The organism is Symbiobacterium ostreiconchae, assembly GCF_055396975.1.
In genome coordinates this window covers 2,110,022-2,134,155 of sequence record NZ_AP042454.1, presented here as the reverse complement: position 1 = coordinate 2,134,155, position 24,134 = coordinate 2,110,022, and the positions used below count along the sequence as shown (strand labels likewise).

Genomic DNA, 24,134 nt, shown 5'->3' with positions numbered 1-24,134 from the left:
ACACTAGACCCGTGGGGAACCCAAAGCCTCGGTGCTGGCCGCGCGCACCGATCCCGGGGGTGAAGTTGCATGTCTGACGAGACGTTGTTCGAGCGCGTTGAGCGGGCGCTGGATCTGATCCGGCCCGCGATCCGGATGGACGGCGGCGAGGTCGAGCTGGTCGCCGTCGAAAACGGCGTGGCCCGCGTCCGCATGATGGGCGCCTGTGGCGGCTGCCCCATGTCGACGATGACGCTGAAGATGGGGATTGAGCGGGCCGTCCGGCAGCAGGTGCCGGAGATCCGGGCCGTGGAGGCCATCTAAACGGTCAGGGGGTGGCGTGAGGGTGACCCCGCAGGGCGCGCCAGAAACTGATCGGAAGGCTCTGCATGAGATGCAGCGTGAGGTGCAGGCCCGCGTGCACCGGCAGATGGGCATGACCGCGGCGGTCATGGGCATCATCGCCGCCGGAGTGGGCTTCTGGTGGATCGGCCGGGTTTTCGGCGTCGGGCCGCTGGAGGCGCTCAAAGCCACCCTGCCGCTTTTCCTGATCGTGCTGGTCATCCTCGCGCTCGGTGCGCTGCTGAGCCTGGGCGCGGCCAGGGCCGCCTGGCTGACCGAGCGGTTCTTCGCCCGGCGCGGACAACAGAGGGTCGACGATCGTTGACCCTCCCTCTTTGTACGTTTTGCCGTTGTCTGACTTCAGCTTCTAGTCTGACATCTCGCCGGGTAGAGGATATGCAGGACTGTAAACCGAATTACTTTGGTGTTTTCCCCATGTGAAGCATTAGGGTAAGCAAATCGCCTTAATGCTTAACTGGAGGAAATCTTCACTTAGTTCCGGTCTCTGCCGGTGCCGATGTCGGGCGAGGAGGTGAACTGAGGACACCGGCCAGACAGACGACCACGTTCCCATGAGAGTCCGGGAGTAAACGACACAGAGACAGAGAAGCGCTGAGGGAGGTTTACACACGATGCGTCGTTTCGTCGCAGGCATGCTGGCAGTGCTGATGCTGGCTGCCGTCGGTTGTTCCGGCAGGTCCAACACGGGTTCGGCCGATGAGATGGTCATCCGCATGAACATCGGCACGAATCCGCCGTCGCTCGACCCGCGGGTCACCACCGGCCTTCCTGAGGCCCACGTGGAGATCGCCCTGTTCGAAGGCCTGATGCGGCTGGATGAGCACGGCAACGCCATTCCGGGCGCTGCCGAGCGCTACGAGGCCAACGAGGACAACACCGTCTTCACCTTCTACCTGCGGGACGGCCTGAAGTGGTCCAACGGCGATCCGCTGACCGCCGAGGACTTCGTCTGGTCCTGGAAGTCCACCCTCGATCCGCTGCTCGCCTCTGAGTACGCCTATCAGCTGTACTACATCAAGGGCGCCGAGGAGATGAACACCTTCACGAGCGACCCCCAGTGGAAGGACGCCACCGACGAGGAGATCCGGGCCGAGTTTGAGCGGCTCGCCCAGAACTTCGGCGCCACGGCCCTCGACGAGAAGACCCTCCGGGTGGAGCTCGAGGCCCCGGCCCCGTACTTCCTCTCCCTGACGTCCTTCCACACCTACTATCCTGTCCACCGGCCCAGCGTTGAGGCCAACCCCGAGGCCTGGTTCCGCAGCGCGGAGACCCTCGTGGGCAACGGTCCCTTCAAGCTGGTCAGCTGGACCGACAAGGACAAGGTCGTCGTGGAGAAGAACCCCAACTACTGGGGCGCCAACGACGTCAAGCTGGACAAGATCGAGTTCTACCTGATCGAGGAAGAGTCCACCGCCACCACGATGTTCGAGAACGGCGAGCTGGACATCATCGAGTCCGGCGTGAACACGGCCGAGCTCGACCGGCTGAAGGCCGAGTATCCCAACGAGCTGAAGATCCTGCCTGACCTGGGCATCTACTACTACCTCCTCAACGTGGAGAAGGAGCCGCTGAACGACAAGCGGGTCCGCCAGGCGCTGGCGCTCTCCATCGACCGGAACGCGATCGTCAGCGAGATTACCAAGGGCGGCCAGGTCCCGGCCTACGCGCTGGTGCCGGAAGGCATTCCTGAGGAGGGGACCGGCGCTGCGGACGACGACTTCCGCAAGCGCGGCGGCGACCTCTTCGCCGAGGACGTGGCCAAGGCCCAGCAGCTCCTCGCCGAAGCGGGCTATCCCAACGGCCAGGGCTTCCCGACGCTGACCATCCTCTACAACACCTCTGAGGCCCACCAGCGCATCGCTGAGGCCATCCAGGAGATGTGGAAGAACAACCTGGGCATCAACGTCCAGCTCACCAACCAGGAGTGGGGCGTCTACCTCGACAGCCGCTCCACCGGTGACTACGAGATCGCCCGAGCAGGCTGGATCGGCGACTACATCGACCCGATGACCTTCATCGACATGTTCGTCACCGGCGGCGGCAACAACGACACCAACTGGGGCCACCCCGAGTACGACAACCTGGTCAACACCGCGAAGCGGAGCGCCGACCAGGCCGTCCGGATGAAGGCCATGCATGACGCCGAGGCGCTTCTGATCGACGAGATGCCGATCATCCCGATCTACTTCTACACCCGGGTCATCATGGTCTCCGAGGACGTCGAAGGCTGGTCCATGCCGCTGACCTCGCCGCTCAACCTGCGGGACGCCTCGATTAAGAAGTAGCCCGGCAACCTGGACGCCGCAGGAAGCGCCACCGTGGCATTTCGCGGTGGCGCTTCCAAAATGCGTCCGAATGGGATGGAGGGATACGATGGCCCGCTATTTGCTGCAGCGTATCATCACCATGTTCCTGGTCGCCTTCTTCGTGGTGACCGCGACGTTCTTCCTGATGAGGGCGCTGCCCGGCGGCCCGTTCAGCTCGGAGCGGAACGTGCCGGAGGCGATTCTGAGGAACCTGGAGCGGAAGTACAACCTCGACAAGCCCCTGCACGAGCAGTACATCGACTACGTGAAAGGCGTCATCGTATGGGACCTCGGTCCGTCCTTCAAGTACAAGGGTCTCACCGTCAACGACGTCATCAACCGCGGCTTCCCCATCTCGGCGAAACTCGGCGGCATCTCGCTGGCCATCTCCGTGATCGTCGGCATTCCGCTGGGCATTCTGGGTGCCTTGAATCACAACACAATAGGTGACCGCACGATATCCGGCCTGGCGATCCTCACGGCAGCGGCGCCCAGTTTCGTGATCGCCGGCCTGCTGCAGTACTTCCTGGCATTCAAGTGGGGCTGGTTCCCCTCCGCCACCTGGGGCGGAGGCCAGATCCGGTACCTGGTCCTGCCGGTCCTGGCCCTGTGCAGCTACAACCTGGCCTGGATCGTGAAGCTGACCCGGTCGAGCATGCTCGAGGTGGTCAACCAGGACTACATCCGCACCGCTCGGGCCAAGGGACTGCGCGAGCTGGTGGTGGTCTACCGCCACATGATCAAGAATGCGATGGTGCCCGTGGTGGCCTCGCTGGCGCCGATGACGGCCGCCATCCTCACCGGCAGCTTCATCGTCGAGAGCATCTTCGGCATCCCGGGCATCGGCCGCGAATTCGTCCAGTCCATCACCAATCGCGACTACACGGTCATCGGCGGCCTGGTGGTGTTCTTCTCCCTGCTGTTGGCGGGCTTCACGCTGATCTGCGATATCGTGCTGGCGCTCATCGATCCGCGCGTGCGCCTGGAGAAGGAGGGGTAGTCCATGGCGGTTTCCACTGATTCGCGCTTTGCGCCGCTTCCGAACCGCCAGGCGTCCGCCGAGCGCATCACCACACCGCCGATCAGCTTCGCCGCCGATGCCTGGCGCCGCTTCAAGGCCAACCCGATGGCCCTGCTGGGGCTCATCGTCCTGGTGATCTTCCTGATCGCCTGCTTCATCGGGCCCCTGCTCACGCCGTGGGACCCGACCACGCAGAACCTGGCCGGCCGTGACCAGCCGCCGTCGCTGCAGCACTGGTTCGGCACCGACGCCCACGGGCGCGACCTCTTCGAACGGGTCCTCTACGGCGGCCGCATCTCGCTGGCCGTGGCCTTCTTCGCCGGCCTCCTGCAGCTGGTCGTGGGCGTGGCCTACGGGGCCACCGCCGGCCTCCTGGGCGGCAAGTGGGACAACATCATGATGCGCATCGTCGACATCATCGACACCATCCCGCTCACGATCTACGTCATCCTGCTGGCCGTGATCCTCGGCCAGGGGCTCACCAGCATCTTCATCGCCATCGGCATCGTGTACTGGACCAGCATGGCGCGCCTCGTGCGGGCCCAGGTGCTGTCGCTGAAGGAACAGGAGTTCATGCTGGCGGCGCGGGCGCTGGGTGCGAACCGGAAGCGGCTGATCTTCCGCCACCTGATCCCCAACGCCATGGCGCCGATCGTGGTCGAGCTGACCTTCTCGATCCCGCGCGCGATGTTCACCGAGGCCTTCCTGTCGTTCATCGGCCTCGGCGTCAGCGCCCCGATGGCGTCGTGGGGCGTGCTGGCCTCCCTGGGCTTCGAGGGGCTGCGGTCCTACCCGTGGCAGCTCGCATTCCCGTCCGCGGCCATCATCATCGTCTCGCTGGCCTTCAACTTCATCGGCGACGGCCTGCGCGATGCGCTCGATCCCAAGCTCCGCCGGTAAGGAGGGACGGCCTTGAATCCGATTCTCACCATCGAAGGACTTCGTACAACATTCAGGACCTATGCCGGTGACGTTCAGGCCGTCCGTGACGTGAACCTGACCGTCCGGGAGGGCGAGTGCCTCGCCGTCGTGGGCGAGTCCGGGTCCGGCAAGAGCGTCACCATGCTCTCCGTCATGCGCCTGCTGGCCAGCAACGCCCGCATCGAGGGCAAGGCCATCTTCCAGGGCGTCGACCTCTTGAGCCTCTCCGAGCGGGAGATGCGCAAGATCCGCGGCAAGGACATCGCCATGGTCTTCCAGGATCCGATGACCGGCCTGAACCCGACCCTGACGGTCGGCCTGCAGCTCCGGGAAGGCATGATGCAGCACCTGGGGCTCAGCCGGGCGGAAGCCGACAAGCGCGCGATCGAGCTGCTCCGGCTGGTGGGCGTGCCGGAAGCCGAGCGGCGGCTGAGGCAGTATCCGCACGAGTTTTCCGGCGGCATGCGCCAGCGGGTGATGATCGCCATCGCCCTGGCCTGCAACCCGCGGCTGATCATCGCGGACGAGCCCACCACCGCCCTGGACGTGACCATCCAGGCGCAGATCCTGGACCTGCTCAAGCGGCTGAAGAAGGAGTTCAACACGACCATCATCATGATCACCCACAACCTGGGCGTCGTGGCCGGCATGGCCGACCGGGTCGCCGTGATGTACGGCGGTCAGGTGGCCGAGGTCGGCACCGTGGAGGAGATCTTCGAGCAGCCCAAGCACCCGTACACCTGGGCCTTGCTGAGGGCTGTGCCTCGGCTGGACCGCAGGAAGGACCGCCGGCTCGAGTCCATCGCGGGTTCCCCGCCCAACATGCTCCAGCCGCCTCCCGGCTGCCCGTACCACCCGCGCTGCCCGTATGCGATGAACATCTGCGCTGCGGAGGCGCCGGAGATGACCCCCATCAGCGACGAACACCGGGCGGCGTGCTGGCTCCTGCACCCGGACGCACCGCCTGTCGATCTCTCGCAGGAGGTGACTGAGGCGTGACCAGGCAGGGCAATCCGCTGATCGAGGTCAAGGACCTCAAGATGCACTTTCCCATCACCCGCGGTTTCCCGATTCCGCGCACCGTCGGCGCGGTGAAAGCCGTTGACGGCGTCTCCTTCTCCATCCAGCCCGGTGAAACGCTGGGCCTGGTGGGCGAGTCGGGCTGCGGCAAGACCACCGTGGGCCGGGCCCTGCTCCGCCTGTACGAGCCCACCGCGGGCGAGGTCTACTTCGAAGGGAAAGAGATCCTCCGCCTGCCCCAGTCCCAGTTCCTCCCGTACCGGCGCAAGATGCAGATGATCTTCCAGGACCCCTACGCCTCCCTGGACCCGCGCATGACCGCCGCGGACATCATCGGCGAGGCGCTCGACATCCACAACCTGGCCTCGGGCAAGGAGCGCATGGAGCGCATCTACCACCTGCTGGACCTGGTGGGCCTCCTGCCCGAGCACGCCAACCGGTTCCCGCACGAGTTTTCGGGCGGCCAGCGGCAGCGCATCGGCATCGCCCGGGCCCTGGCGGTGGAACCCCAGTTCATCGTGTGCGATGAGCCCATCTCCGCCCTGGACGTCTCGATTCAGGCGCAGGTCGTCAACCTGCTGGAGGACCTGCAGCAGCAGCTGGGGCTGGCGTACCTGTTCATCGCCCACGACCTCGCGATGGTCAAGCACATCTCCCACCGCATCGCGGTGATGTACCTGGGCCGCATCGTCGAGCTGGCCGACAGCGACAAGCTGTACGACCGGCCGATGCACCCGTACACGCTGGCGCTCCTTTCGGCAGCGCCCATACCCGACCCGAAGGTCGAGAGCACCCGGCAGCGCATCCTGCTGGAGGGCGACCCCCCCAGCCCGGTCAACCCGCCGCCCGGCTGCCGGTTCCAGAATAGATGCGCGTACGTGCAGGAAAGGTGCCGCACGGAGGACCCCGTGCTGACGCCGGTGGAAGACGGCCACGCCGTCGCCTGCCACTTCCCGATCAACGCCTAGACCAGAAAAGAACCGCCTGCCCGATGGGCAGGCGGTCTCTGTTTCTGGATGGAAGATGCCTTACGCGATCAGCGCTGCCTGCAGCGCAAACTGCCCGACGACGGCGGCGCAGCAGCCGGCGCACCAGAGCGCCGGTCTGTTCCACGCGTCGAGGCGGTGGCCGGCGAGGAGCAGCAGGACCGGCACCAGCAGGGAGCACCCGAGCCACAGCCCCAGAGAGGCCGGCAGGGCGGCGCCGCCGGTCAGAACCGCCGTTCCGAGGTCCGAGGCGGCCAGGAGGGTGATGCCAAGACCCGTGGCGACCATCCGGACCGGGATGCCGTCGCAATTGGGGTCCACCTCCACCTCATCCCGCCGGCCGCCGAGCGTCCCGCACAGGGCCAGGATGGCCAGGCCGCCCACCAGCGCCGCGCTGCCCAGCGATGCGGCCAGGCTGAGCACGGGAAGCGCATCGCCGCCTGTGTGGACCAGGCTGCCAAACAGCACGGCGATCAGGCCGAGGATGGCGGCCTCCCGCTCCCGCTGCCGCCTGAGGGCAGCGCCGGCGCCCCGGTACCAGACCCAGCTGGCGCCCAGGGCCATCAGCGCATACGGCAGCACCAGGCCCAGCGACACCCAGCGGGGCGCATGGCCCAGCACCACCGCGGCAAAGCTCAGGGCCGCCAGCGGGCCCAGCAGCATGCCGCCGACGCGCCACGCCAGGGGCGGATGATCGCGCACCAGGCCGCTCTTGCTGTCCAGCAGCGCCAGCGTCACCGCGAGGCCCAGCGACCACGAAAGCAGCTGCAATCCGGTTGCGTAGAAGAGGTGGGACATGGCGGGCACCCCCTGGAGGGTGGAATGTTTCTACCTCAAGGGTAGCGCCCGTTTCTTTCGCGATCCTTTCGCGGCCCTTTCGCAAAGCTAACTTGGACCAAAGTAATACGAAAGGTTATCCATCAAACTTATAACCAATGCCCCAAATGGTCTTGACAAGCTCCGGATGGCCGGGGTCGCGCTCGATTTTCTCCCGCAGCCGGCGCACGCAGACCGTCAGGGCCGCCTCGTCGCCGGAGTAGTCGGAGTGCCAGACCCGCTGCAGCAGGGCCTCCCGGCTGAAGACGTGGCCGGGGTGGCTGGCCAGGAGCCAGAGCAGGTCAAACTCCTTCGGCGTCAGGTCCACCGGCTGGCCCCGGACGATGACGGTGCGCGACGAGCGGTTGATTTCGATGTCCTTGAACTTCAGCGGACGGTCTTCATCGACGGGCGCGGTGCTGCCGGAGGTGCGGCGCAGGATCGCCCGGACCCGCAGCAGCAGCTCCGAAAGCCGGAACGGCTTGACCAGGTAGTCGTCCGCCCCGACATTGAAGCCGACGACCTTGTCCATCTCCTCGCCGCGCGCCGAGAGGATGAGCGTGGGAATGCTGCCCGTCGACTGCAGCTGCGCCAGGACCTCGAAGCCGTCCATCTTGGGCAGCATGATGTCGAGGATCATGAGGTCCGGCTTCACCTTCCGGGCCATCTCCAGCGCCTGCAGGCCGTCCTCCGCGCGGTAGACCTCATACCCCTCCTGCTGCAGCGCCTGGTCCAGCGCCTTCAGGATCTTCGGATCGTCATCGACCACCAGGATGCGCTTCTTCGTGTTGGCCATCGGCACCGCTCCCTCACTCGAACCAGATCGGTATGGTAAAGGTAAAGGCTGCGCCATGCCCGGGCTCCGACTCGACCCAGATCCGGCCGTCGTGCGCCCTGACCAGCGAGGCGGAGAGGGCGAGGCCGAGCCCCCAGCCTTCGGGGCGCCCGTTCTCCCGGCCCTGGCGGAACGCCTGGAAGATGAGCTCCTGCTCCTCCTTGGGCACGCCGGGGCCCGTGTCGCGGACGGTGACGTACACCTCGCGCGCATCCGCCCGGCACTCCACCTGCACCCGCCCGCCCTCGGGGGTAAACTTCACGGCGTTGGTCAGCAGGTTGAGCAGCACCTGCGAGATCCGCAGCGGGTCGGCGTGGACCAGCGGCACGTCCGGCGCACAGGCCGTCGAGAGCTCGATCTGCTTCCGTTCCGCCAGGGGCGAGACGGTGCGCACCCCGTCGCGGATCAGGTCCCGCAGATCCAGCACCTCCCGGAACAGCTTCACCTTGCCGGCCTCCAGCCGGGAGTAATCCAGCAGGTTGGAGATCATGTTGAGCAGCTTCTGGCTGGACTCCAGCACCTCGGTCAGCGACTCCCGCTGCTCCGGCGTCAGCCGCTGGTCGTTCAGCAGGAGCTCCGTGAACGCGATGATCGAGGTCAGCGGCGTGCGCAGCTCGTGGGAGACCATGGTGAGGAATTCCGACTTGTAGCGGGAGGCCCGCTCGAGCTCACGGTTGGCCTCCTCCAGCTCCCGGGTGCGCTCCGCCACCTTCTGCTCCAGGCCGGCGTACAGCTCCTGCAGCCGGCCCGACATCTGTTCGAACGCATGGGCCACCACGGCGGTCTCCTGGTTGGCTTTCAGCGCCTGCAGCCGCTCCTCGCTGATGATGAAGTTGCCCATGCCCACGTGGGTGGCCACCTCGGCCAGGTCACTGAGCGGCATGGCGACCTGCCGGTAGAGGATCAGCCAGATCAGGCCGAAACAGAGCGCGGCCAGGAAGACCACGAGGAAGGCCAGGCGCACCGACTCGGCCCGGGCGTTGGCGAGGGTCTCGCGCATCGGCAGGATCACGCTGATCGCGCCGGCGACATCGCCGAGCTCGAGCCCTTCCTTGGGATAGCCGGTCTGGTCCAGCTCTCCCTTGGGCTGGCCGTGGCAGCGCAGGCACGATTCCTCGGCCCGCAGCGCCATCACGTAGCGGAAAGCCGGCGTGCCGTCGGCCAACGTCACCCGCTGCCAGACCTCGTTGTGCGAGGGGTCCTGCATGAAGTACTCCAGGGCCGCCCGCTCGAAGTCGTCCGGGGCGTTCTCGGGGATGCGCGGCTTCAGGTTGGTCTGCTTCACCTGCGACCGGGAGAGATCGGCGAAAATGTCGCTCACGCCTTCTCCGACCTCCGCCGGCTCCAGGGGCCGGGCTTCGCCGCCGTGCACAAACTCTTCCCCGCTGGAACGGGAGATGAACGAGCGGGTCGCCTGCTGCTGCTTGGCCACCAGGCTCGCCTTGGCCAGCAGATCGGCGTCGGCCTGCCGCTGCTGATAGGCGAAGTCCCACGAGAGCGCGATGAACAGAACCGCGAGGACGAGGCCGGTGATGCCGACCATGAACTTGGCCGTCAGGCTGCGCATGGCTCCACTCCTCCTGGTTCCTATGATACCTGGACACACCCGAACGCACTATTGGTCGCGGGACCCTACAGATCATGGCCCGGAAATACTACGGACTCATCCAAAAGTGCCATAAACAGCAGGAGGGCGGCGCTCTTCGGCCCCCTCCTGCTGCGCGTCTTACACCCAGCGCTCGGTGCCGCTGGTGGTGACCAGGCCGTAGACCAGCGGCGGCTCGGACGGTCGCTCCTTTCCAATGCGGTACGCCCCGGCCAGGCCGGCCTGCGCCTCCGCCAGCCGCTTCTCCGAGTTCACGTGCAGTTCGGCCAGCACGTCGCCGGCCGCCACCGGGTCGCCCACCTTCTTCCGCAGGACGACGCCCACCGCCAGATCGATGGCAGACTCCTTGGTCTCGCGCCCGGCCCCGAGCAGCAGGGCCGCGACCCCGACCTCCAGCGCGTCGATGGCCTGCACGTAGCCCTCCGCGGGAGCGGTGACCGGCACGATCCGCTGCGCCCGGGGCAGCTTGACCGGCTGCCGGATGTAGCTGGCGTCGCCGCCCTGGGCCTCCACCATCTCAATCAGCTTGTTCAGGCCGTGGCCGGCCCGGAGCGCCCGGAGCAGCATCTTCCGGGCGGTTTCGCCGTCTCCGGCCACGCCGGCCAGCCGCAGCATCTGGGCCCCCAGCTGCAGGCAGATCTCCTCCAGGTCCTTGGGGCCGAAGCCGCGCAGGGTCTCGATGGCCTCCACGACCTCCAGGGTGTTGCCCACGGCATAGCCCAGCGGCTGGTCCATATTGGAGACCACGGCCGCCACCTCCCGCCCCACCTGCCGGCCGATGGCCACCATCATCTCCGCCAGCCGGAAGGCCTGGTCCAGGTCCTTCATGAACGCGCCGGCCCCCGCCTTCACGTCCAGCACCACCGCGTCGGCACCGCCCGCGATCTTCTTCGACATGATGGACGACGCGATCAGCGGGATGGAGTCGACGGTGGCGGTCACGTCCCGCAGGGCGTACAGCTTCTTGTCGGCCGGGACCAGGTTGCCGCTCTGCCCGGCCACGGCGCAGCCGACCCGGTTCACCTGGTCGATGAACTCCTGCGGGCTCAGCTCCACCCGGAACCCGGGGATCGACTCCAGCTTGTCGATGGTGCCGCCGGTGTGGCCCAGGCCGCGGCCGGACATCTTCGCGACCGGCGCACCGCAGGCCGCGACCAGGGGAACCAGGACCAGCGAGACCTTGTCCCCCACGCCGCCGGTGGAGTGCTTGTCGACCTTGCGGCCGCGGATGCCCGACAGGTCGATCTGATCGCCAGACTCGGCCATGGCCATCGTGAGGTCGGCGGTCTCCCGCGGCGTCATGCCCTGTATGCACACGGCCATCGCCCAGGCCGCCATCTGGTAGTCCGTCACCTCACCCGAAACGTACCCGCGGACCAGGAACCGGATCTCATCGGTGGTGAGCTCCTGCCCCATCCGCTTGCGATAGATGATGTCGTATGCGCGCATCGGTAGATTCCTCCTTCGCCATCGGGTGACGCCAGCAGAGTTCTTCGACTGCCGGAGGGCGGGTTCCTGTCAGATCCTGCCCGCCCCCCTGCGCCCCCGGGACAATTTCCCCCTAATCCGGAGTGTCAGAATAAAGGATTTTCCTCGTCAAGTGCGAATAATAGGACTGACCATGCTCGCCTGGGGGTGAAAAACCACGAGATAGGAGAGCCTGCTGCCAGTGTTCCCGATCCACACACAATCTGAAAAGGAGGTATCGGTTGCGTGAAGCGGTTCTTAGTCCTCTTCCTCACCGCCCTCATGCTTGTGACCTCGTCAGCACCGGCCCTGGCGGCCCGCCCGGAGGTGAAGTACCCGGTCACGTTCAACGGCCACCCGGTGATGTTCGACGTGGAGCCGGTGAACGTGAACAACCGCGTCTTCGTCCCGTTCCGGGCGATCTTCGAGAAGATGGGCGCGGATGTGCAGTGGGATGAGTCCACCCGCACGGTGACGGCCACCCGGGGCAACACCACGGTGCAGCTGGTCATCGGCAGCACCACCGCCCGGGTGAACGGGCAGGCCCGGACCCTGGACGCCGCCCCGTTCATCCAGAACGGCCGCACCCTGGTTCCGCTGCGGTTCGTGAGCGAGGCGTTCGGCGCCGAGGTGGAGTATGACCCCGCCACCACGGCGATCTCCATCGTCGACCCGAACTGGCCGCGCCGGGGCGGGCGGCTGAACCTGGCCATGTGGAACAAGCCGATCGGGGCCTTCAACCCGATCATCGTCAATGACACATACGGCTCCAACCTTACCGGCCTGATGTACGAAGGCCTGTGGAAGTATGACGAGCGCTATATCCCCGTGCCCGCCCTCGCCGAGGCCTGGGAGTGGGACGAGACCAACACGAAGCTGACCTTCTACCTGCGCCGGAACGCGACGTTCTTCGATGGCACCCCGGTGACCGCCAAGGATGTCGTCTTCACGTACAAGGCCATTTGGCACCCCAGGTACATCGGCCCGCGTGACTCCGGTTGGGAGGACGTCGTCGGGTACGAAGATTACGCCAACGGTATCAGCGGCGAAACCCGTGAGAACTTCGAGCGGGGCATCGTCACCACCGGCAACCTGCCCGGTCTCTACGCGGTAGACGACTACACCGTGGTCTTCCAGCTGAAGCAGCCGAACGCGCCGTTCCTCTACAACATCGCCTACGGGATCGTGGACAGCAGCAAGTACGGCAGCATCCCGGTGCAGGACTGGGGTACGGCCAATGACCCGTACAACATCTTCCCCAACGGCAACGGCCCCTTCAAGATGAAGGAGTATGTTGACGGCCAGTACGCCATCCTGGAGGCCAACCCGAACTACTGGGCAGGCCGGCCTTACATCGACGAGGTCGTCTGGCGCATCGTGGCCGCTGAGGTGGCCGTCGGTGAGATGCAGCGCGGCACGCTGGACTACGTGGAGTTCAGCCCCAACGAGCTGGACGCCTACGCGGCGATGCCACATGTGAAGATCTACGAGTTCCCGGACATGGTCTTCCAGGAGATGGTCTACAACACCGGTCCCAACGCCCGGGGTGAGATGGGACCCACCACCGACGTGCGGGTGCGCCGCGCCATCAACCATGCGATCGACCGGCAGGCCATCATCAACAACCTGATGGGCGGCCACGCCTCCATGATGTACGGTCCGATCCACCCGCTCACCTGGGCGTACACGGAGGACGTCGAGCAGTATCCGTATGATCCCGACAAGGCTCGTCAGCTGCTCGAAGAGGCCGGCTGGGTCCTGGGCAGCGACGGGTACCGGTACAAGGACGGGAAGCGGCTGACCCTGCGGCTGCTGTACCCCAACGTCGGCAACCCGGTCCGGCAGGCGACGGCGCCCGTGGTGCAGCAGTGGCTGAAGGAGGTCGGCATTGAGGTCATCCTGGAGGGTTACGACTGGCCGACGCTGGATGAGAAGCGGGCGGCCCGGGACTTCGACATGTACTTCATCGGCTTCTCGCTGGGCAACTCCGACCCGGACCCGACGGGCCTGTGGGACAAGGCGGCCACCGAGCCCGGCGGCTTCAACGACAGCCAGTGGTGGACGGAAAAGTCGGAGCAGCTGATCGCCGCCGGCAAGGCCACCAACGACATCGAGGAGCGCATCGAGATCTACCACGAGTGGGCGCGCCACTGGACGGAAGAGACCCCGGCGCTCATCCTGTACGCAGTGAACACCTTGATCGCAGCCAACGACCGTCTGCAGAACTTCAAGCCCGGCCCGCAGGGCTACCTCTGGAACATCGAGGAGCTGTGGCTCTCCCGGTGATCCTCTGACCATCCACCGGCTGGCGGCCCGGGGGGAACGCACCCCCGGGCCGCGCACCGCCGGGAAGAAAGGAGACTGACAGGTGGGCCGGTACCTCGTGCGACGCCTGTTGCAGATGATCCCGATCCTCTTCGGCGTCAGCATCATCGTCTTCGTCATCATCCACAGCGCCCCGGGCGACCCGTACGCCTACCTCTTCGGCCCGCGGATCGACCCCACGCTCCGGGCTCGGCTCATGGAGGAGATGGGGTTCAACGACCCCATCCCGGTCCAGTACGTCCGCTGGCTCACCACCACGCTGAAAGGCAACCTGGGGTACTCGGTCCGCACTCAGGAACCGGTGGTCGACATGCTGGCCCGGGCGATCCCGCGCACCCTGCTGCTCACGGGCACGGCCTTCCTGCTCGGCCTGGCCCTGGCCATCCCCATCGGGGTCATCTCCGCTACACGCCAGTACTCGCTGATCGACTACGCGGCGACGACGTTCGCCTTCATGGGCATCTCCCTGCCCTCCTTCTTCGCCGCCCTCCTGGCGATCTACTTCTTCGCGGTGAGACTGCCGATCTTCCCGATGAACGGCATCATTACCCCGGGCGGAGGCGGCTTCTGGGACGTGCTCCACCACCTCGTGCTGCCCGCCGTGACCCTGGGGCTGCGTGATATGGCCTCATACGCCCGCTTCACCCGCTCTGCCATGCTGGAGGTGCTGCGTCAGGACTACGTGCGGACTGCGCGCGCCAAAGGGCTGGCCGAACGGGTGGTGGTGTACAAACATGCTTTCCGCAACGGGATGATCCCCGTGATCACCCTCTTCGGGTTCAGCCTGCCCGGACTCTTCGGCGGGGCCGTCATCATCGAACAGGTCTTCACGTTCCCGGGGATGGGGCTGCTGACGTTTGAGGCGGTCAACAACCGCGACTACTCTGTGCTCATGGCCACCAACATGTTCTTCGCCCTGCTGGTCATCCTGGGTAACCTCATCGCCGACATCCTCTATGCCGTCGCTGATCCCCGCATCCGGTATGCGTAAGGAGGTACAGCCGTGGCGATCTCCCGTCCTACACCGGACCCGATTCCGACCCAGTTCGACGGCCTGACGGCGCAGGAGACCTCGTACGCCCGGCTGGTGCTGCGGCGGTTCCTCCGGAACCGCATGGCCGTCGCCGGGGCGACGATCCTCCTCATCCTGATCCTCATCTCCGCCTTCGCGCCGGTCATCACCCAGGCCACCCTCGGCTGGGGACGCGACGAAATCGACATCCAGTACATCCGGGCAGCGCCCTCCGCCCGCCACCCGCTCGGCACCGACAGCGCCGGTCGAGACAACCTCACCCGCCTGCTGTACGGCGGCCGGGTGTCGCTGTCGATCGCCTTGGGATCCGTCATCGTGTACATGGTCCTGGGCATCGTCATCGGCTCGGTCGCGGGCTACTTCGGCGGCTGGATCGACAACGTGCTCATGCGGCTGGTGGACGTGATCCAGTCCTTCCCGTTCCTGATGTTCGCCCTGACCATCGTCGCGATCCGAGGCCCGTCGGTTTCCAATCTGGTGTTCGCGATCGTCTTCCTTAGCTGGCCAGTGCCGGCCCGCCTCGTGCGGGGAGAGTTCCTCTCCCTGCGGGAGAGGGATTTCATCGAAGCGGCCCGGGCCGCGGGAGTCGGCACGTTCCGCATGATCGTGCGCCACCTCCTGCCCAACGCCATGGCGCCGCTGATCGTGAACGCCACCCTGGAAGTCGCGGGGATCATCCTCGCGGAGGCGGGGCTCAGCTACCTGGGGTTCGGCGTGAACCAGCCGGTCCCCACGTGGGGGAACATGCTGAGTGAGGCAAACAACATGGCCGTGCTGCAGACCAGACCGTGGACGTGGATCCCGCCGGGCCTGATGATCTTCCTGACGGTGCTTTCCATCAACTTCATCGGGGACGGGCTGCGCGATGCGCTCGACCCGCGCCTGAAACAGTAGCGGACAGAGGGGGATACCTGTGAGGAGACGCAAGATCCTGATCTGGGCAGCAGCGGCGCTGCTGGCCGTGCTGGTGGCCGGCTGCGGCAAGTACGCGGACCAGACCGGCCCCAACCGGACGGACCCCAGCCCGTCCAGCTCGGCAGGCTCGGCAGGCGGAAACCAGCCGGCCACCGGCGGCGGGGGCGACGGAGGAGGCGATGCCGTGGGCAACGCCGTAGGCGGCGCCGCAGGCGATGGCGCAGGCCCTGGCGGGGGCGGGGGCGCGGAGCCCGCCGGGAAGGTGCAGCTCGGGCCGCTGGCGGTGGGCGAATCGGCGCAGGTCGGTCCGCTCACCGTTACCATGCACCGGGCAGAGACTGTGGACCAGGCCCCGGCGCCCGGATACACCTACCTGCTGATCGAGGTTACGGTGGAGAACGGCGGCAGCGCCCCGTATACGGTGAACCCCACCGAGCAGCACAAGGTCCAGACGCCGGAGGAGAAGAACGCCCCGTACAATCTGCAGGCCACAGCCCTGCGCACACCCAAGTTCCAGGGGACCCTGAGGCAGGGAGAGTCGGGATCCGGCTGGTTGGGCTTCCTCGCGAAGAAGCTGGAGGGCACGTATACGTATACCTTCACACACCCCGAGTACGGCGAGGCCACCTGGGAGTTCACCCTGCAGTGAACCCGGGTGCGTCGGTGCTGGCGCTCACGCGCATCGGCGGCATGGCGCCGGCAGGTGTCCATGAGGTTGACGGCGTCCGGACGTGCCCCGCCAAGTACCGTATCGCATGAGCGCCCGGACAGGCAAAAGTGGAGGGCCGCCCAGCCCTCCACTTCTTCTGTGCCGCCGTCCGCAGGCAGCCGGCCTACCGTCCCTGCTGCAGCCGCTGCAGCACCTCCGCGTTGATCTCCTTCCCCTTGGCGATGCGCGCCCGGATGGCGGGATCCAGGTACTGCTTCCGCAGGCGGATCGACTTCGGGGTGATCTCCACCAGCTCGTCGTCCGCGATCTGCTCCAGCGCCTCCTCCAGGGTCAGCTTCCGGGGCGGGTCCAGCAGCAGCTTCTCGTCGGCCCCCGCCGCCCGGATGTTGGTGAGGTGCTTGGTCTTGCAGACGTTGACGTCCATATCCTGGCCGCGGCTGTTCTCGCCCACCACCATGCCCACGTAGACCTCGGTGCCCGGCTCGATGAACAGCGTGCCCCGCTCCTGGATCTGGTACAGGGCGTACTGGGTGGCGGTGCCGGTCTCCGAGGCCACCAGCGAGCCCCGCTGGCGGGTGGGGATCTCGCCCCGGTAGGGCCCGTAGCCGTGGAACATGTGGTGCATGACGCCGTAACCCCGGGTCATGGTCAGGAACTCCGAGCGGAAGCCCACCAGGCCGCGGGCCGGGATGATGAACTCCAGCCGCACGTTGCCGTTGCCGTGGTTGACCATGTTAGTCATCTCGGCCTTGCGGATGCCCAGGGCCTCCATCACCGCGCCCATGTACTCCTCGGGCACGTCGATGATCAGCTGCTCCAGGGGCTCCAGCTTGTTGCCCGCCTCGTCATACCGGAAGATGACCCTCGGCTTGGAGACGGCCAGCTCGTACCCTTCCCGCCGCATGGTCTCGATGAGGATGGACAGGTGCAGCTCTCCGCGCCCGGACACGATGAAGACGTCCGGTGAATCGGTCTCCTCCACTCGCAGGGCGACGTTCCGCTCCAGCTCCTTGAAGAGGCGCGCCCGCAGGTGGCGGGATGTGACGTACTTGCCTTCCTGCCCGGCGAAGGGCGAGTCGTTGGTGCGGAAGGTCATCTGCAGGGTCGGCTCGTCCACCTTGATCGGCGGCAGGGGCTGCGGGTTCTCCGGGTCGGTGATCGTCTCGCCGATGTTCACGTCCTCCAGGCCCGTCATGGCGATGATATCGCCGACCGTGGCCTCCTCCGTCGGCACCCGCTTCAGCCCGTGGAAGCCGAAGAGCTGGGCTGCGCGGAACCGGACCACCGAGCCGTCCAGCTTGGCCACCGCGACCTGCTGGCCGGCCCGCACGGTGCCCTGCCGCACCCGGGCAATGGCCACGCGGCCCACGTACTCATCGTAGTCCAGCGAGGTCACCATGGCCTGCAGGGGCGCATCCGGATCGCCCTCCGGGCAGGGGATGCGCTCCAGGATGGTGTCGAGGATGGGCTGGAGGTCCTTCCCCTCCTCCTCCAGGCGGTAAGTGGCGATGCCCTTGCGCGCGGAGGCATACAGCACCGGGTACTCCAGCTGGTCGTCGTCGGCGCCCAGCTCGATGAAGAGGTCGAGGATCATGTCCTCCACCTCGGCGATGCGCCGGTCGGACCGGTCAATCTTGTTGATCACCACCACCGGCTTCAGGCCGGCCTCCATGGCCTTGCGCAGCACGAACTTGGTCTGGGCCATCGGCCCTTCGGCTGCGTCCACGACCAGGAGGCAGCCGTCGACCATGGTCATGATCCGCTCGACCTCGCCGGAGAAGTCGGCGTGGCCCGGCGTGTCCACGATGTTGATCCGGACGCCTTTATAGGTGATCGCCGTATTCTTCGACAGGATGGTGATGCCCCGCTCACGCTCCAGGTCATGCGAATCCATCACCCGCTCGGCGACCTGCTCGTTGGCCCGGAAGGTGCCCGACTGGCGGAGCAGGCCATCGACGAGCGTGGTCTTGCCGTGGTCGACGTGGGCGATGATCGCCACATTGCGCAGGTCCGTCCGCTTCATCATCTGATCGCGCTCCTCAGGCGAAGTGTGCCCACGATTTGGGGAGCCCACGGCGTGGACTCCAACTCTCGTATTATACGGAGGATACCATAAAAAGTAAAGATGCAGTGTAGCATTCCCGGCCCGCCCGCCGTAATGATGGTGCAGATTCCGGCGGGAGGAGCGATCTCCATGGGCCGAACGATCTGGCGGTCACCCCCGTGGCACATCCGGCGCACGGGCTTCCCCGAGGCCTGGCGGCTCCTGCGGCTGCGCCGGAAGCGCCGCACGCCGGTGCAGATCGGCCTGCTGGACAGCGGGGTGGACCTGCAGCACCCCTACCTGCGCGACTTGCTGGGCCCGGGCATCAACCTGCTCTCGCCGGGTGAACCGCCCCACGACGAGCACGGCCACGGCACGCACGTCGCGGGCATCCTGGCGGTGGCGTCGGGCGCCGTGGGCGGGCAGCGGCCGATCTGGCCCCCGCCCCTCTGCATCCGGCCGGTGAAGATCTTCGACCGGCAGGGGTACGGGCGCATCCGCGACATCGTCGCTGGGCTCCACTGGTGTCTGGAGCAGGGGTGCGAGATCATCAACCTGAGCTTCGGCACGGACCGGCGGGCCAGCGACCATCTGGCCCAGGCCATCCGCGCCATTGAGCGGCACGGCATTCTCCTGGTCGGCGCGGCGGGCAACGACGGCCGGGGCGGCGCGGTGGACACGCCGGGCACCTACCCCGAGGTGCTTGCGGTAGCCGCCATCAACCGGCGCGACCGGCTGGCCCGGTTCTCCAGCCGCGGGCCCGAGGTCGACCTGGTGGCCCCGGGCACAGGCCTCTTCTCGCTGGCGCCGGGCGGCAGGTTCTGCCATATGAGCGGCACGTCGATGGCCGCCCCCCACGTCTCGGCCGCGGCGGCCCTGCTGCTCTCCGTGCGCCCAAACCTCACCCCGGCAGCCGTTCGGGCTCACCTGAAGCACACCGCCGAATGGCTGCCGCAGGTGCACGCGGCGGCCCAGGGGGCCGGGCTGCTGCGAGCAGACCGGCTGCTGCGGGAGGAGGTGTGAGGCCCCGGCTGCAGGAGGACGATCCGCGGCCGCCGAATCTTGGCTTTGAAACGGGTGTTGCTGCGCCCGCCCCGGGAGCAGGAGCGGAGTTCCCGCCGCAGTCGCAGCGCTGCCCCCCCTGCAGGGCCTGGCCGGTGAGGATGGCTGCAGCAGCAGCCGGGAGGTGCAGCGGATGCAGGAGCGGACGCTTCAGGTTCACGGCGGAACCCTTCACTACTTCACCAACAGCCGGTCCGGGACGCCCCTCTTCTTCCTCCACGGCGCCGGGCTGGACCACCGCATGTTTGCCGAGCAGTACCCGGCGTTTGACCGGGAATACGCCCTCTACGCCTGGGACGCCCGGGGCCACGGGCGGTCCGCCGGCGTGGAGGGCTTCTCCGCGGACCTGCTGGTGCAGGATCTGCTGGCGGTCCTGGACCGGGAAGGCCTGGCCCGGGCGGTCCTCATCGGCCAGTCCCTGGGCGGCAATGTGGCGCAGGAGGTGGCCCTGCGCTACCCCGGGCGGGTGGAGGCCCTGGTGGTCATCGACTCGACCCGCAACAGCCAGCGGCTGTCGGTCTGGGAGCGGGCCGCCCTCGCCGCGGCGGGCCCGATGCTGCGGCTCACGCCCTTCGACTGGCTCGTGGAGGCGTCGGCGCGGGCCTGTTCCCGGCGGCCCGAGGTCCAGGGGTACGTGCGGGAGTGCCTCCGCGGCATGGGCAAGCGCCGCTTCTGCGAGGTGATGGTGCGGGCCTTCGACTTCGTGCAGTACCGGCCCGGACTGAGCTACCCCGAGCGGACCCTCCTGATCGTGGGCGACCACGACCGGACGGGGAACATCCGGAAGGCGATGACGGCCTGGGGCCGTGAGGAGGGCGTCGAGATCCATGTACTTCCCGGCGCCCGGCACAACGCCAACCAGGACGCGCCGGGTGCCGTCAACCAGATCATCCGGGAGTTTCTCCGGCGCGAACGCGCAGTTGTGCCGCTCAAGGAGCCGTAGAAAGGCACAGGAAAAAGGCCGGTGCATGAACCTGCACCGGCCCGCACGCGTCTGTCCGCGCCTAGATCGGCAGATGCGCCTGGAACAGCTCCCCCTTCTTCACCAGGTTGTGCACCGAGAGCCCCAGCAGGCGCACCTTCCGCCCCTCCCACTCCACCCTTCCGAAGATCTCCCGGGCCGCCCGGCCGATGGTGCGGGCGTCGTTGGTGGGCATGGGCAGGGTCTGGCTCCGGGTGATCTGGAGGAAGTCGCCCCCCTTCGGCCCGCCCTCGACGAACACGTTCCACTTGATCTTCACCGTCACGGTCCGGGCGGCCATCCCCTGCCGCTGCAGCTCCGCGGCCAGGTTGTCCGCATACCGCTCCAGCAGCTGGTTCAGGTACTCCCGGTCCGTCTGGTCCACCGCGAACGTGTTCTCCTCGCCGATGGACTTGGCCTCCCGGTGCGGCACCACCGGGCGGGGGTCGATGCCCCGGGCCAGCTGGATCAGCTCGTCGGCCCGCCGGCCGAAGTGCTTGCGCAGCGTGTCCGGGTCGTAGGCCAGCAGGTCGCCGCAGGTGTAGATGCCCAGCGCGTGCAGGGCCTGCTCGCTGGCAGGCCCGACGCCCCAGAGCTTGCGCACCGGGAGCGTGGGCAGCAGCGCCTGCGCCCGCTCCCAGGTGATGACGGTGAGCCCGTCCGGCTTCTGCATGTCGGAAGCCAGCTTGGCCATGAACTTGCAGTAGGAGACGCCGGCGGAGCCGGTGAGGCGCAGCTCGGCCCGGATGGCCTCCTTCAGCTCACGCGCCACCTGCACGGCGTCCTGCCCCGACACGTCCAGGAACGCCTCGTCGATGGAGAGCGGTTCGATGACGTCGGTGAAGCGGCGCATGATCGCCCGCACCTGCCGCCCCACCGCGGCGTATTTGGCGTGGTTGGGCCGGATGAAGACGGCCTGCGGACAGAGCCGCAGGGCCTCCCGGGAAGGCATGGCGGAACGGACGCCGAAGCGGCGCGCCTCGTAGGAGCACGTCGAGACCACGCCCCGGGAGCTGGGGGGACCGCCCACGATCACCGGCTTCCCCTTAAGGCGCGGGTTGTCCCGCTGCTCCACCGAAGCGAAGAACGCGTCCATATCCAGGTGGATCACCCAGAGGTCCGTTCTCACTGCAAGGCCTCCACCAGCGACTTGAAGTGGCGCCCCCGCTCCTCGAAGTTCCGGTAGGCGTCGAACGAGGCGCAGGCCGGCGAGAGCAGCACCGTGTCGCCCGGCGCTGCGGCAGCCCGGGCCAGCGCCACCGCCTCCGCCATGTCGGCGGCCCGCCGGACCGGCCCGGCATAGCCGCCCCTGCGCACCGCCTCCTCGATCTTCGGGGCGGTGGGCCCCGTCAGGATCAGGTATTTCACCTTCTCGGCCACCAGCGGCGCGAGGGGATCGAAGGGGATGCCCTTGTCCGACCCGCCGGCGATGAGCACGATGGGCGCGGGCAAAGTCGACAGGGCGGCGACCGCCTCCGCCGGCGAGGTGGCCTTGGAGTCGTTGTACCACTTGGCGCCGTCCAGCACCCGCACCGGCTCGATGCGGTGCTCCACGCCGGTGAACGTGGTCACCACGGCGCGCACCGCGGAGAGGGGCGCGCCGGCGAGGAAACAGGCAGCCACGGCGGCCAGGACATTCTCCTGGTTGTGCAGCCCGGGGAGCCTGATCTCCTCCAGCAAGGCGGTCGGCAGCTCGCGGCCGCCGCGCCGCCAGACCACCTGATCGTCCCGGATGAAGGCCGCATCCCGGCCCCCCGGGTCGCCCCTGCGGCTGAAGAGCACCACCCGGCTGCGGGCCTCCCGGGCGAAGGACCGGACCCGCTCGTCGTCGGCGTTGAGCACCAGCCAGTCCGACGGCGACTGCCACCGGAAGATCGCCTTCTTGGCTTCCACGTACTCCTCCATGGAGGCGTGCACATCCAGGTGGTTGGGGCTGATGTTGGTCACCACGGCGATGTGGGGCGAGCGGTGCACCAGCTGCAGCTGGAAGGAGGAGAGCTCCAGGACCACCGCCGCGTCCGGCGGGATCGTCTCGACCTGCTCGATCAGCACCGTGCCGATGTTGCCGCCGACGTAGGTTTCCCGGCCGGCGGCCTTCAGGATCTCGCCGATCAGGGTCGTGGTGGTGGTCTTGCCCGCGCTGCCCGTCACGCCGATCACCGGCGCCCGGCAGCGGTCGAGCACCAGGCCGATCTCGCCGGAGATGGTGGCCCCGCGCCGTCGGGCGGCCTCGATCTCCGGCAGGTGCTTCGGCATGCCCGGGGTCAGGAAGATCAGGTCGTGATCGGCCAGAGGCGCCAGGTACTGCTCGCCGGTGACCAGCGGCACCCCCAGCCGCCTGAGCTCGGCCGCGCGTTCGCCGAGCCGCTCGGCAGGGGTGCGGTCGCAGGCGGTCACGCGGACGCCCCGCTCCACCAGGTAGCGGACGAGCGCCAGGTTGGAGATCCCGATGCCCACGACGGCCGCGCGCTCCTGCAGTTTCACTGCGCCCTACCTCCCACGTCAGCGGTCCATGCTCACCTGGCCAACAGCCGTTCGATGCGATCCAGGCCCTCGTCGATGCGCGCCATCGAGGTGGCGTACGAGAAGCGCAGGTAGTTCGGGGCGCCGAAGCCGGTGCCGGGCACGACGGCCACGTGCGCCTGCTCCAGGATGACTTCGGCCAGGTCGTCCGACGAGGTGATCCGGCGGCCGGCGACGGTCTCGCCGAAGAGCGCCGACACGTTGGGGAACAGGTAGAAGGCTCCCGCCGGCGCAACCTTCACCGAAAAGCCCGGCAGCCGGCTCAGCCGCTCCATCATGTGCTTCCGCCGACGGTCGAACTCCCGGCGCATCTGCTCCACCGCGGCCTGGCTGCCCCGCAGGGCCTCCACAGCAGCCGCCTGGGAGATCGAAGAGGGGCCCGAGGTCGACTGCGACTGCAGGTCGGCCATCGCCTTGGCGAAGATCCGCTCGGAGGCGGTGTAGCCGATGCGCCACCCGGTCATGGCGTAGGCTTTGGAGACGCCGTTGACCGTAATCGTGCGGCGCTTGACCTCCTCGCCCAGCGAGGCGATCGAAACGTGCTCGGCCCCGTCGTACAGCAGCATCTCGTAGATCTCGTCGGTGACGATGATGAGATCGTGCTCCACGGCCAGGGCCGCGATCTCCTCCAGGTCCTTGCGCGCGAGCACGGCCCCGGTCGGGTTGCTCGGGCTGTTCAGGTTGATGACCCGGGTGCGGTTGGTCAGCTTCTCCCGGATCATGTCGGCCGTCAGGCGGAAGCCGGTGGACTCGTCGGTCTCCACCACCACCGGAACGCCCCCGGCCAGGCGCACGATCTCCGGATAGGACACCCAGTACGGCGCCTGGATGATCACCTCTTCCCCGGGGTCCAGCAGGACCTGGAACGCGTTGTACAGGGCCTGCTTGCCGCCGTTGGAGACCACGATCTCCTCCGGGCGGTACTGGAGACCGTTGTCCCGTTCCAGCTTCTCACAAATGGCCTTGCGCAACTCCAGCGTGCCGGCGGCAGGGGTGTACTTGGTCCTTCCCTGTTGAATGGCGGCGATGCCTGCGGACTTGATCGACTCCGGCGTGTCGAAGTCGGGTTCCCCCACCGAGAAGTTTACGACGTCCACGCCCTCGGCCGCCAGCTGCTTCGACCGGGCGTCGATCGCCATGGTCGGCGACGGCGTTAGGATCCTGGCGCGGGCTGACAGACGCATGCGGGTCCCACTCCTCTCGGTCGGGTCTGTTCCCTGGTTATGCGAACCTCAGTAGGCAGTATACACCCTACCTGCAATACTGCAAAGCAGTAAAGTG

21 protein-coding genes are annotated in these 24,134 nt (G+C 67.3%); 13 read left to right on the top strand and 8 right to left on the bottom strand.

Annotated features, from left to right (window positions below; genetic code table 11):
* Positions 1-69 precede the first annotated feature (69 nt).
* The 7 genes from ACZ5UM_RS10320 (at position 70) to ACZ5UM_RS10290 (ending at position 6,578) form a co-directional block, all read left to right on the top strand.
* Entirely contained in the window at positions 70-303 is a 234-nt protein-coding gene (locus ACZ5UM_RS10320; protein WP_464843957.1) for a NifU family protein, read from the top strand.
* A gap of 70 nt (positions 304-373) precedes the next feature.
* Positions 374-646: a hypothetical protein gene (locus tag ACZ5UM_RS10315; RefSeq protein WP_464843956.1), complete on the top strand. Its 273-nt coding sequence runs from the start codon at positions 374-376 to the stop codon at positions 644-646.
* A gap of 307 nt (positions 647-953) precedes the next feature.
* Positions 954-2,627, top strand: coding sequence for a peptide ABC transporter substrate-binding protein (locus tag ACZ5UM_RS10310; RefSeq protein ID WP_464843955.1), 1,674 nt, complete (start codon positions 954-956; stop codon positions 2,625-2,627).
* 88 nt (positions 2,628-2,715) lie between these two features.
* Positions 2,716-3,648 (top strand): ABC transporter permease, encoded by a 933-nt coding sequence (locus ACZ5UM_RS10305; protein ID WP_464843954.1) that lies wholly within the window; start codon positions 2,716-2,718, stop codon positions 3,646-3,648.
* A 3-nt stretch (positions 3,649-3,651) separates the two neighbouring features.
* A complete protein-coding gene (locus ACZ5UM_RS10300; RefSeq protein WP_464843952.1) occupies positions 3,652-4,569 on the top strand; it encodes an ABC transporter permease in 918 nt (305 codons plus the stop codon).
* 12 nt (positions 4,570-4,581) lie between these two features.
* Positions 4,582-5,589, top strand: a complete 1,008-nt coding sequence (locus ACZ5UM_RS10295) for an ABC transporter ATP-binding protein (protein WP_464843950.1) — start codon at positions 4,582-4,584, stop codon at positions 5,587-5,589.
* Positions 5,590-5,630: 41 nt separating this feature from the next.
* Positions 5,631-6,578, top strand: a complete 948-nt coding sequence (locus ACZ5UM_RS10290; RefSeq protein WP_464848345.1) for an ABC transporter ATP-binding protein — start codon at positions 5,631-5,633, stop codon at positions 6,576-6,578.
* A 60-nt stretch (positions 6,579-6,638) separates the two neighbouring features.
* Here ACZ5UM_RS10290 and ACZ5UM_RS10285 read toward each other — a convergent pair whose 3' ends face one another.
* The 4 genes from ACZ5UM_RS10285 to ACZ5UM_RS10270 all read right to left on the bottom strand — a co-directional run bounded on the left by ACZ5UM_RS10285 (position 6,639) and on the right by ACZ5UM_RS10270 (position 11,302).
* Positions 6,639-7,394 carry a hypothetical protein gene (locus tag ACZ5UM_RS10285; RefSeq protein WP_464843949.1) on the bottom strand — a complete coding sequence of 252 codons (756 nt, stop codon included), beginning with the start codon at positions 7,392-7,394 and terminating at the stop codon, positions 6,639-6,641.
* A 115-nt stretch (positions 7,395-7,509) separates the two neighbouring features.
* Complete coding sequence (locus ACZ5UM_RS10280) at positions 7,510-8,208, bottom strand: response regulator transcription factor (RefSeq protein WP_464843947.1); 699 nt, start codon at positions 8,206-8,208, stop codon at positions 7,510-7,512.
* Between the two features lie 13 nt (positions 8,209-8,221).
* Entirely contained in the window at positions 8,222-9,814 is a 1,593-nt protein-coding gene (locus tag ACZ5UM_RS10275) for an ATP-binding protein (protein WP_464843945.1), read from the bottom strand.
* A gap of 159 nt (positions 9,815-9,973) precedes the next feature.
* Positions 9,974-11,302: a pyrimidine-nucleoside phosphorylase gene (locus tag ACZ5UM_RS10270; protein WP_464843944.1), complete on the bottom strand. Its 1,329-nt coding sequence runs from the start codon at positions 11,300-11,302 to the stop codon at positions 9,974-9,976.
* A 264-nt stretch (positions 11,303-11,566) separates the two neighbouring features.
* On the opposite strand from ACZ5UM_RS10270, the gene ACZ5UM_RS10265 reads away from it, so the two are divergent.
* From ACZ5UM_RS10265 to ACZ5UM_RS10250, 4 genes are all read left to right on the top strand, one after another.
* Positions 11,567-13,606, top strand: a complete 2,040-nt coding sequence (locus ACZ5UM_RS10265; protein ID WP_464843942.1) for an ABC transporter substrate-binding protein — start codon at positions 11,567-11,569, stop codon at positions 13,604-13,606.
* Between the two features lie 97 nt (positions 13,607-13,703).
* Positions 13,704-14,636 carry an ABC transporter permease gene (locus ACZ5UM_RS10260; RefSeq protein ID WP_464843940.1) on the top strand — a complete coding sequence of 311 codons (933 nt, stop codon included), beginning with the start codon at positions 13,704-13,706 and terminating at the stop codon, positions 14,634-14,636.
* Positions 14,637-14,648: 12 nt separating this feature from the next.
* Positions 14,649-15,572, top strand: a complete 924-nt coding sequence (gene opp4C / locus ACZ5UM_RS10255; protein ID WP_011195168.1) for an oligopeptide ABC transporter permease — start codon at positions 14,649-14,651, stop codon at positions 15,570-15,572.
* A 19-nt stretch (positions 15,573-15,591) separates the two neighbouring features.
* Positions 15,592-16,242: a DUF4352 domain-containing protein gene (locus tag ACZ5UM_RS10250; protein WP_464843938.1), complete on the top strand. Its 651-nt coding sequence runs from the start codon at positions 15,592-15,594 to the stop codon at positions 16,240-16,242.
* Positions 16,243-16,426: 184 nt separating this feature from the next.
* Here the strand turns inward: ACZ5UM_RS10250 and typA are convergent, their stop codons facing one another.
* A complete protein-coding gene (gene typA / locus ACZ5UM_RS10245) occupies positions 16,427-18,289 on the bottom strand; it encodes a translational GTPase TypA (protein WP_464843936.1) in 1,863 nt (620 codons plus the stop codon).
* A 168-nt stretch (positions 18,290-18,457) separates the two neighbouring features.
* Here typA and ACZ5UM_RS10240 point away from each other — a divergent pair, with 168 nt between their 5' ends.
* Complete coding sequence (locus ACZ5UM_RS10240; RefSeq protein ID WP_464843934.1) at positions 18,458-19,330, top strand: S8 family serine peptidase; 873 nt, start codon at positions 18,458-18,460, stop codon at positions 19,328-19,330.
* 172 nt (positions 19,331-19,502) lie between these two features.
* Complete coding sequence (locus ACZ5UM_RS10235) at positions 19,503-20,312, top strand: alpha/beta fold hydrolase (protein WP_464843932.1); 810 nt, start codon at positions 19,503-19,505, stop codon at positions 20,310-20,312.
* 61 nt (positions 20,313-20,373) lie between these two features.
* On the opposite strand, the gene dinB is transcribed toward ACZ5UM_RS10235, so the two are convergent.
* From dinB to ACZ5UM_RS10220, 3 genes are read right to left on the bottom strand one after another with little or no spacing between them, the layout of a single operon-like run.
* Positions 20,374-21,459 carry a DNA polymerase IV gene (gene dinB / locus ACZ5UM_RS10230; RefSeq protein WP_464843931.1) on the bottom strand — a complete coding sequence of 362 codons (1,086 nt, stop codon included), beginning with the start codon at positions 21,457-21,459 and terminating at the stop codon, positions 20,374-20,376.
* Complete coding sequence (gene murD / locus ACZ5UM_RS10225) at positions 21,456-22,814, bottom strand: UDP-N-acetylmuramoyl-L-alanine--D-glutamate ligase (RefSeq protein ID WP_464843929.1); 1,359 nt, start codon at positions 22,812-22,814, stop codon at positions 21,456-21,458. The genes dinB and murD overlap by 4 nt, the downstream gene beginning before the upstream one ends.
* A gap of 32 nt (positions 22,815-22,846) precedes the next feature.
* Complete coding sequence (locus ACZ5UM_RS10220) at positions 22,847-24,037, bottom strand: pyridoxal phosphate-dependent aminotransferase (RefSeq protein ID WP_464843927.1); 1,191 nt, start codon at positions 24,035-24,037, stop codon at positions 22,847-22,849.
* Between the last annotated feature and the right edge of the window lie 97 nt (positions 24,038-24,134).

Bases quoted from the DNA above. Each gene is read 5' to 3' on its own strand.
- ACZ5UM_RS10320 (WP_464843957.1), top strand. From the start codon at position 70: ATGTCTGACGAGACGTTGTTCGAGCGCGTTGAGCGGGCGCTGGATCTG.
- ACZ5UM_RS10315 (WP_464843956.1), top strand. From the start codon at position 374: ATGCAGCGTGAGGTGCAGGCCCGCGTGCACCGGCAGATGGGCATGACC.
- ACZ5UM_RS10310 (WP_464843955.1), top strand. From the start codon at position 954: ATGCGTCGTTTCGTCGCAGGCATGCTGGCAGTGCTGATGCTGGCTGCC.
- ACZ5UM_RS10305 (WP_464843954.1), top strand. From the start codon at position 2,716: ATGGCCCGCTATTTGCTGCAGCGTATCATCACCATGTTCCTGGTCGCC.
- ACZ5UM_RS10300 (WP_464843952.1), top strand. From the start codon at position 3,652: ATGGCGGTTTCCACTGATTCGCGCTTTGCGCCGCTTCCGAACCGCCAG.
- ACZ5UM_RS10290 (WP_464848345.1), top strand. From the start codon at position 5,631: ATGCACTTTCCCATCACCCGCGGTTTCCCGATTCCGCGCACCGTCGGC.
- ACZ5UM_RS10285 (WP_464843949.1), bottom strand. From the start codon at position 7,394: ATGTCCCACCTCTTCTACGCAACCGGATTGCAGCTGCTTTCGTGGTCG.
- ACZ5UM_RS10280 (WP_464843947.1), bottom strand. From the start codon at position 8,208: ATGGCCAACACGAAGAAGCGCATCCTGGTGGTCGATGACGATCCGAAG.
- ACZ5UM_RS10275 (WP_464843945.1), bottom strand. From the start codon at position 9,814: ATGCGCAGCCTGACGGCCAAGTTCATGGTCGGCATCACCGGCCTCGTC.
- ACZ5UM_RS10270 (WP_464843944.1), bottom strand. From the start codon at position 11,302: ATGCGCGCATACGACATCATCTATCGCAAGCGGATGGGGCAGGAGCTC.
- typA (WP_464843936.1), bottom strand. From the start codon at position 18,289: ATGATGAAGCGGACGGACCTGCGCAATGTGGCGATCATCGCCCACGTC.
- ACZ5UM_RS10240 (WP_464843934.1), top strand. From the start codon at position 18,458: ATGGGCCGAACGATCTGGCGGTCACCCCCGTGGCACATCCGGCGCACG.
- ACZ5UM_RS10235 (WP_464843932.1), top strand. From the start codon at position 19,503: ATGCAGGAGCGGACGCTTCAGGTTCACGGCGGAACCCTTCACTACTTC.
- ACZ5UM_RS10220 (WP_464843927.1), bottom strand. From the start codon at position 24,037: ATGCGTCTGTCAGCCCGCGCCAGGATCCTAACGCCGTCGCCGACCATG.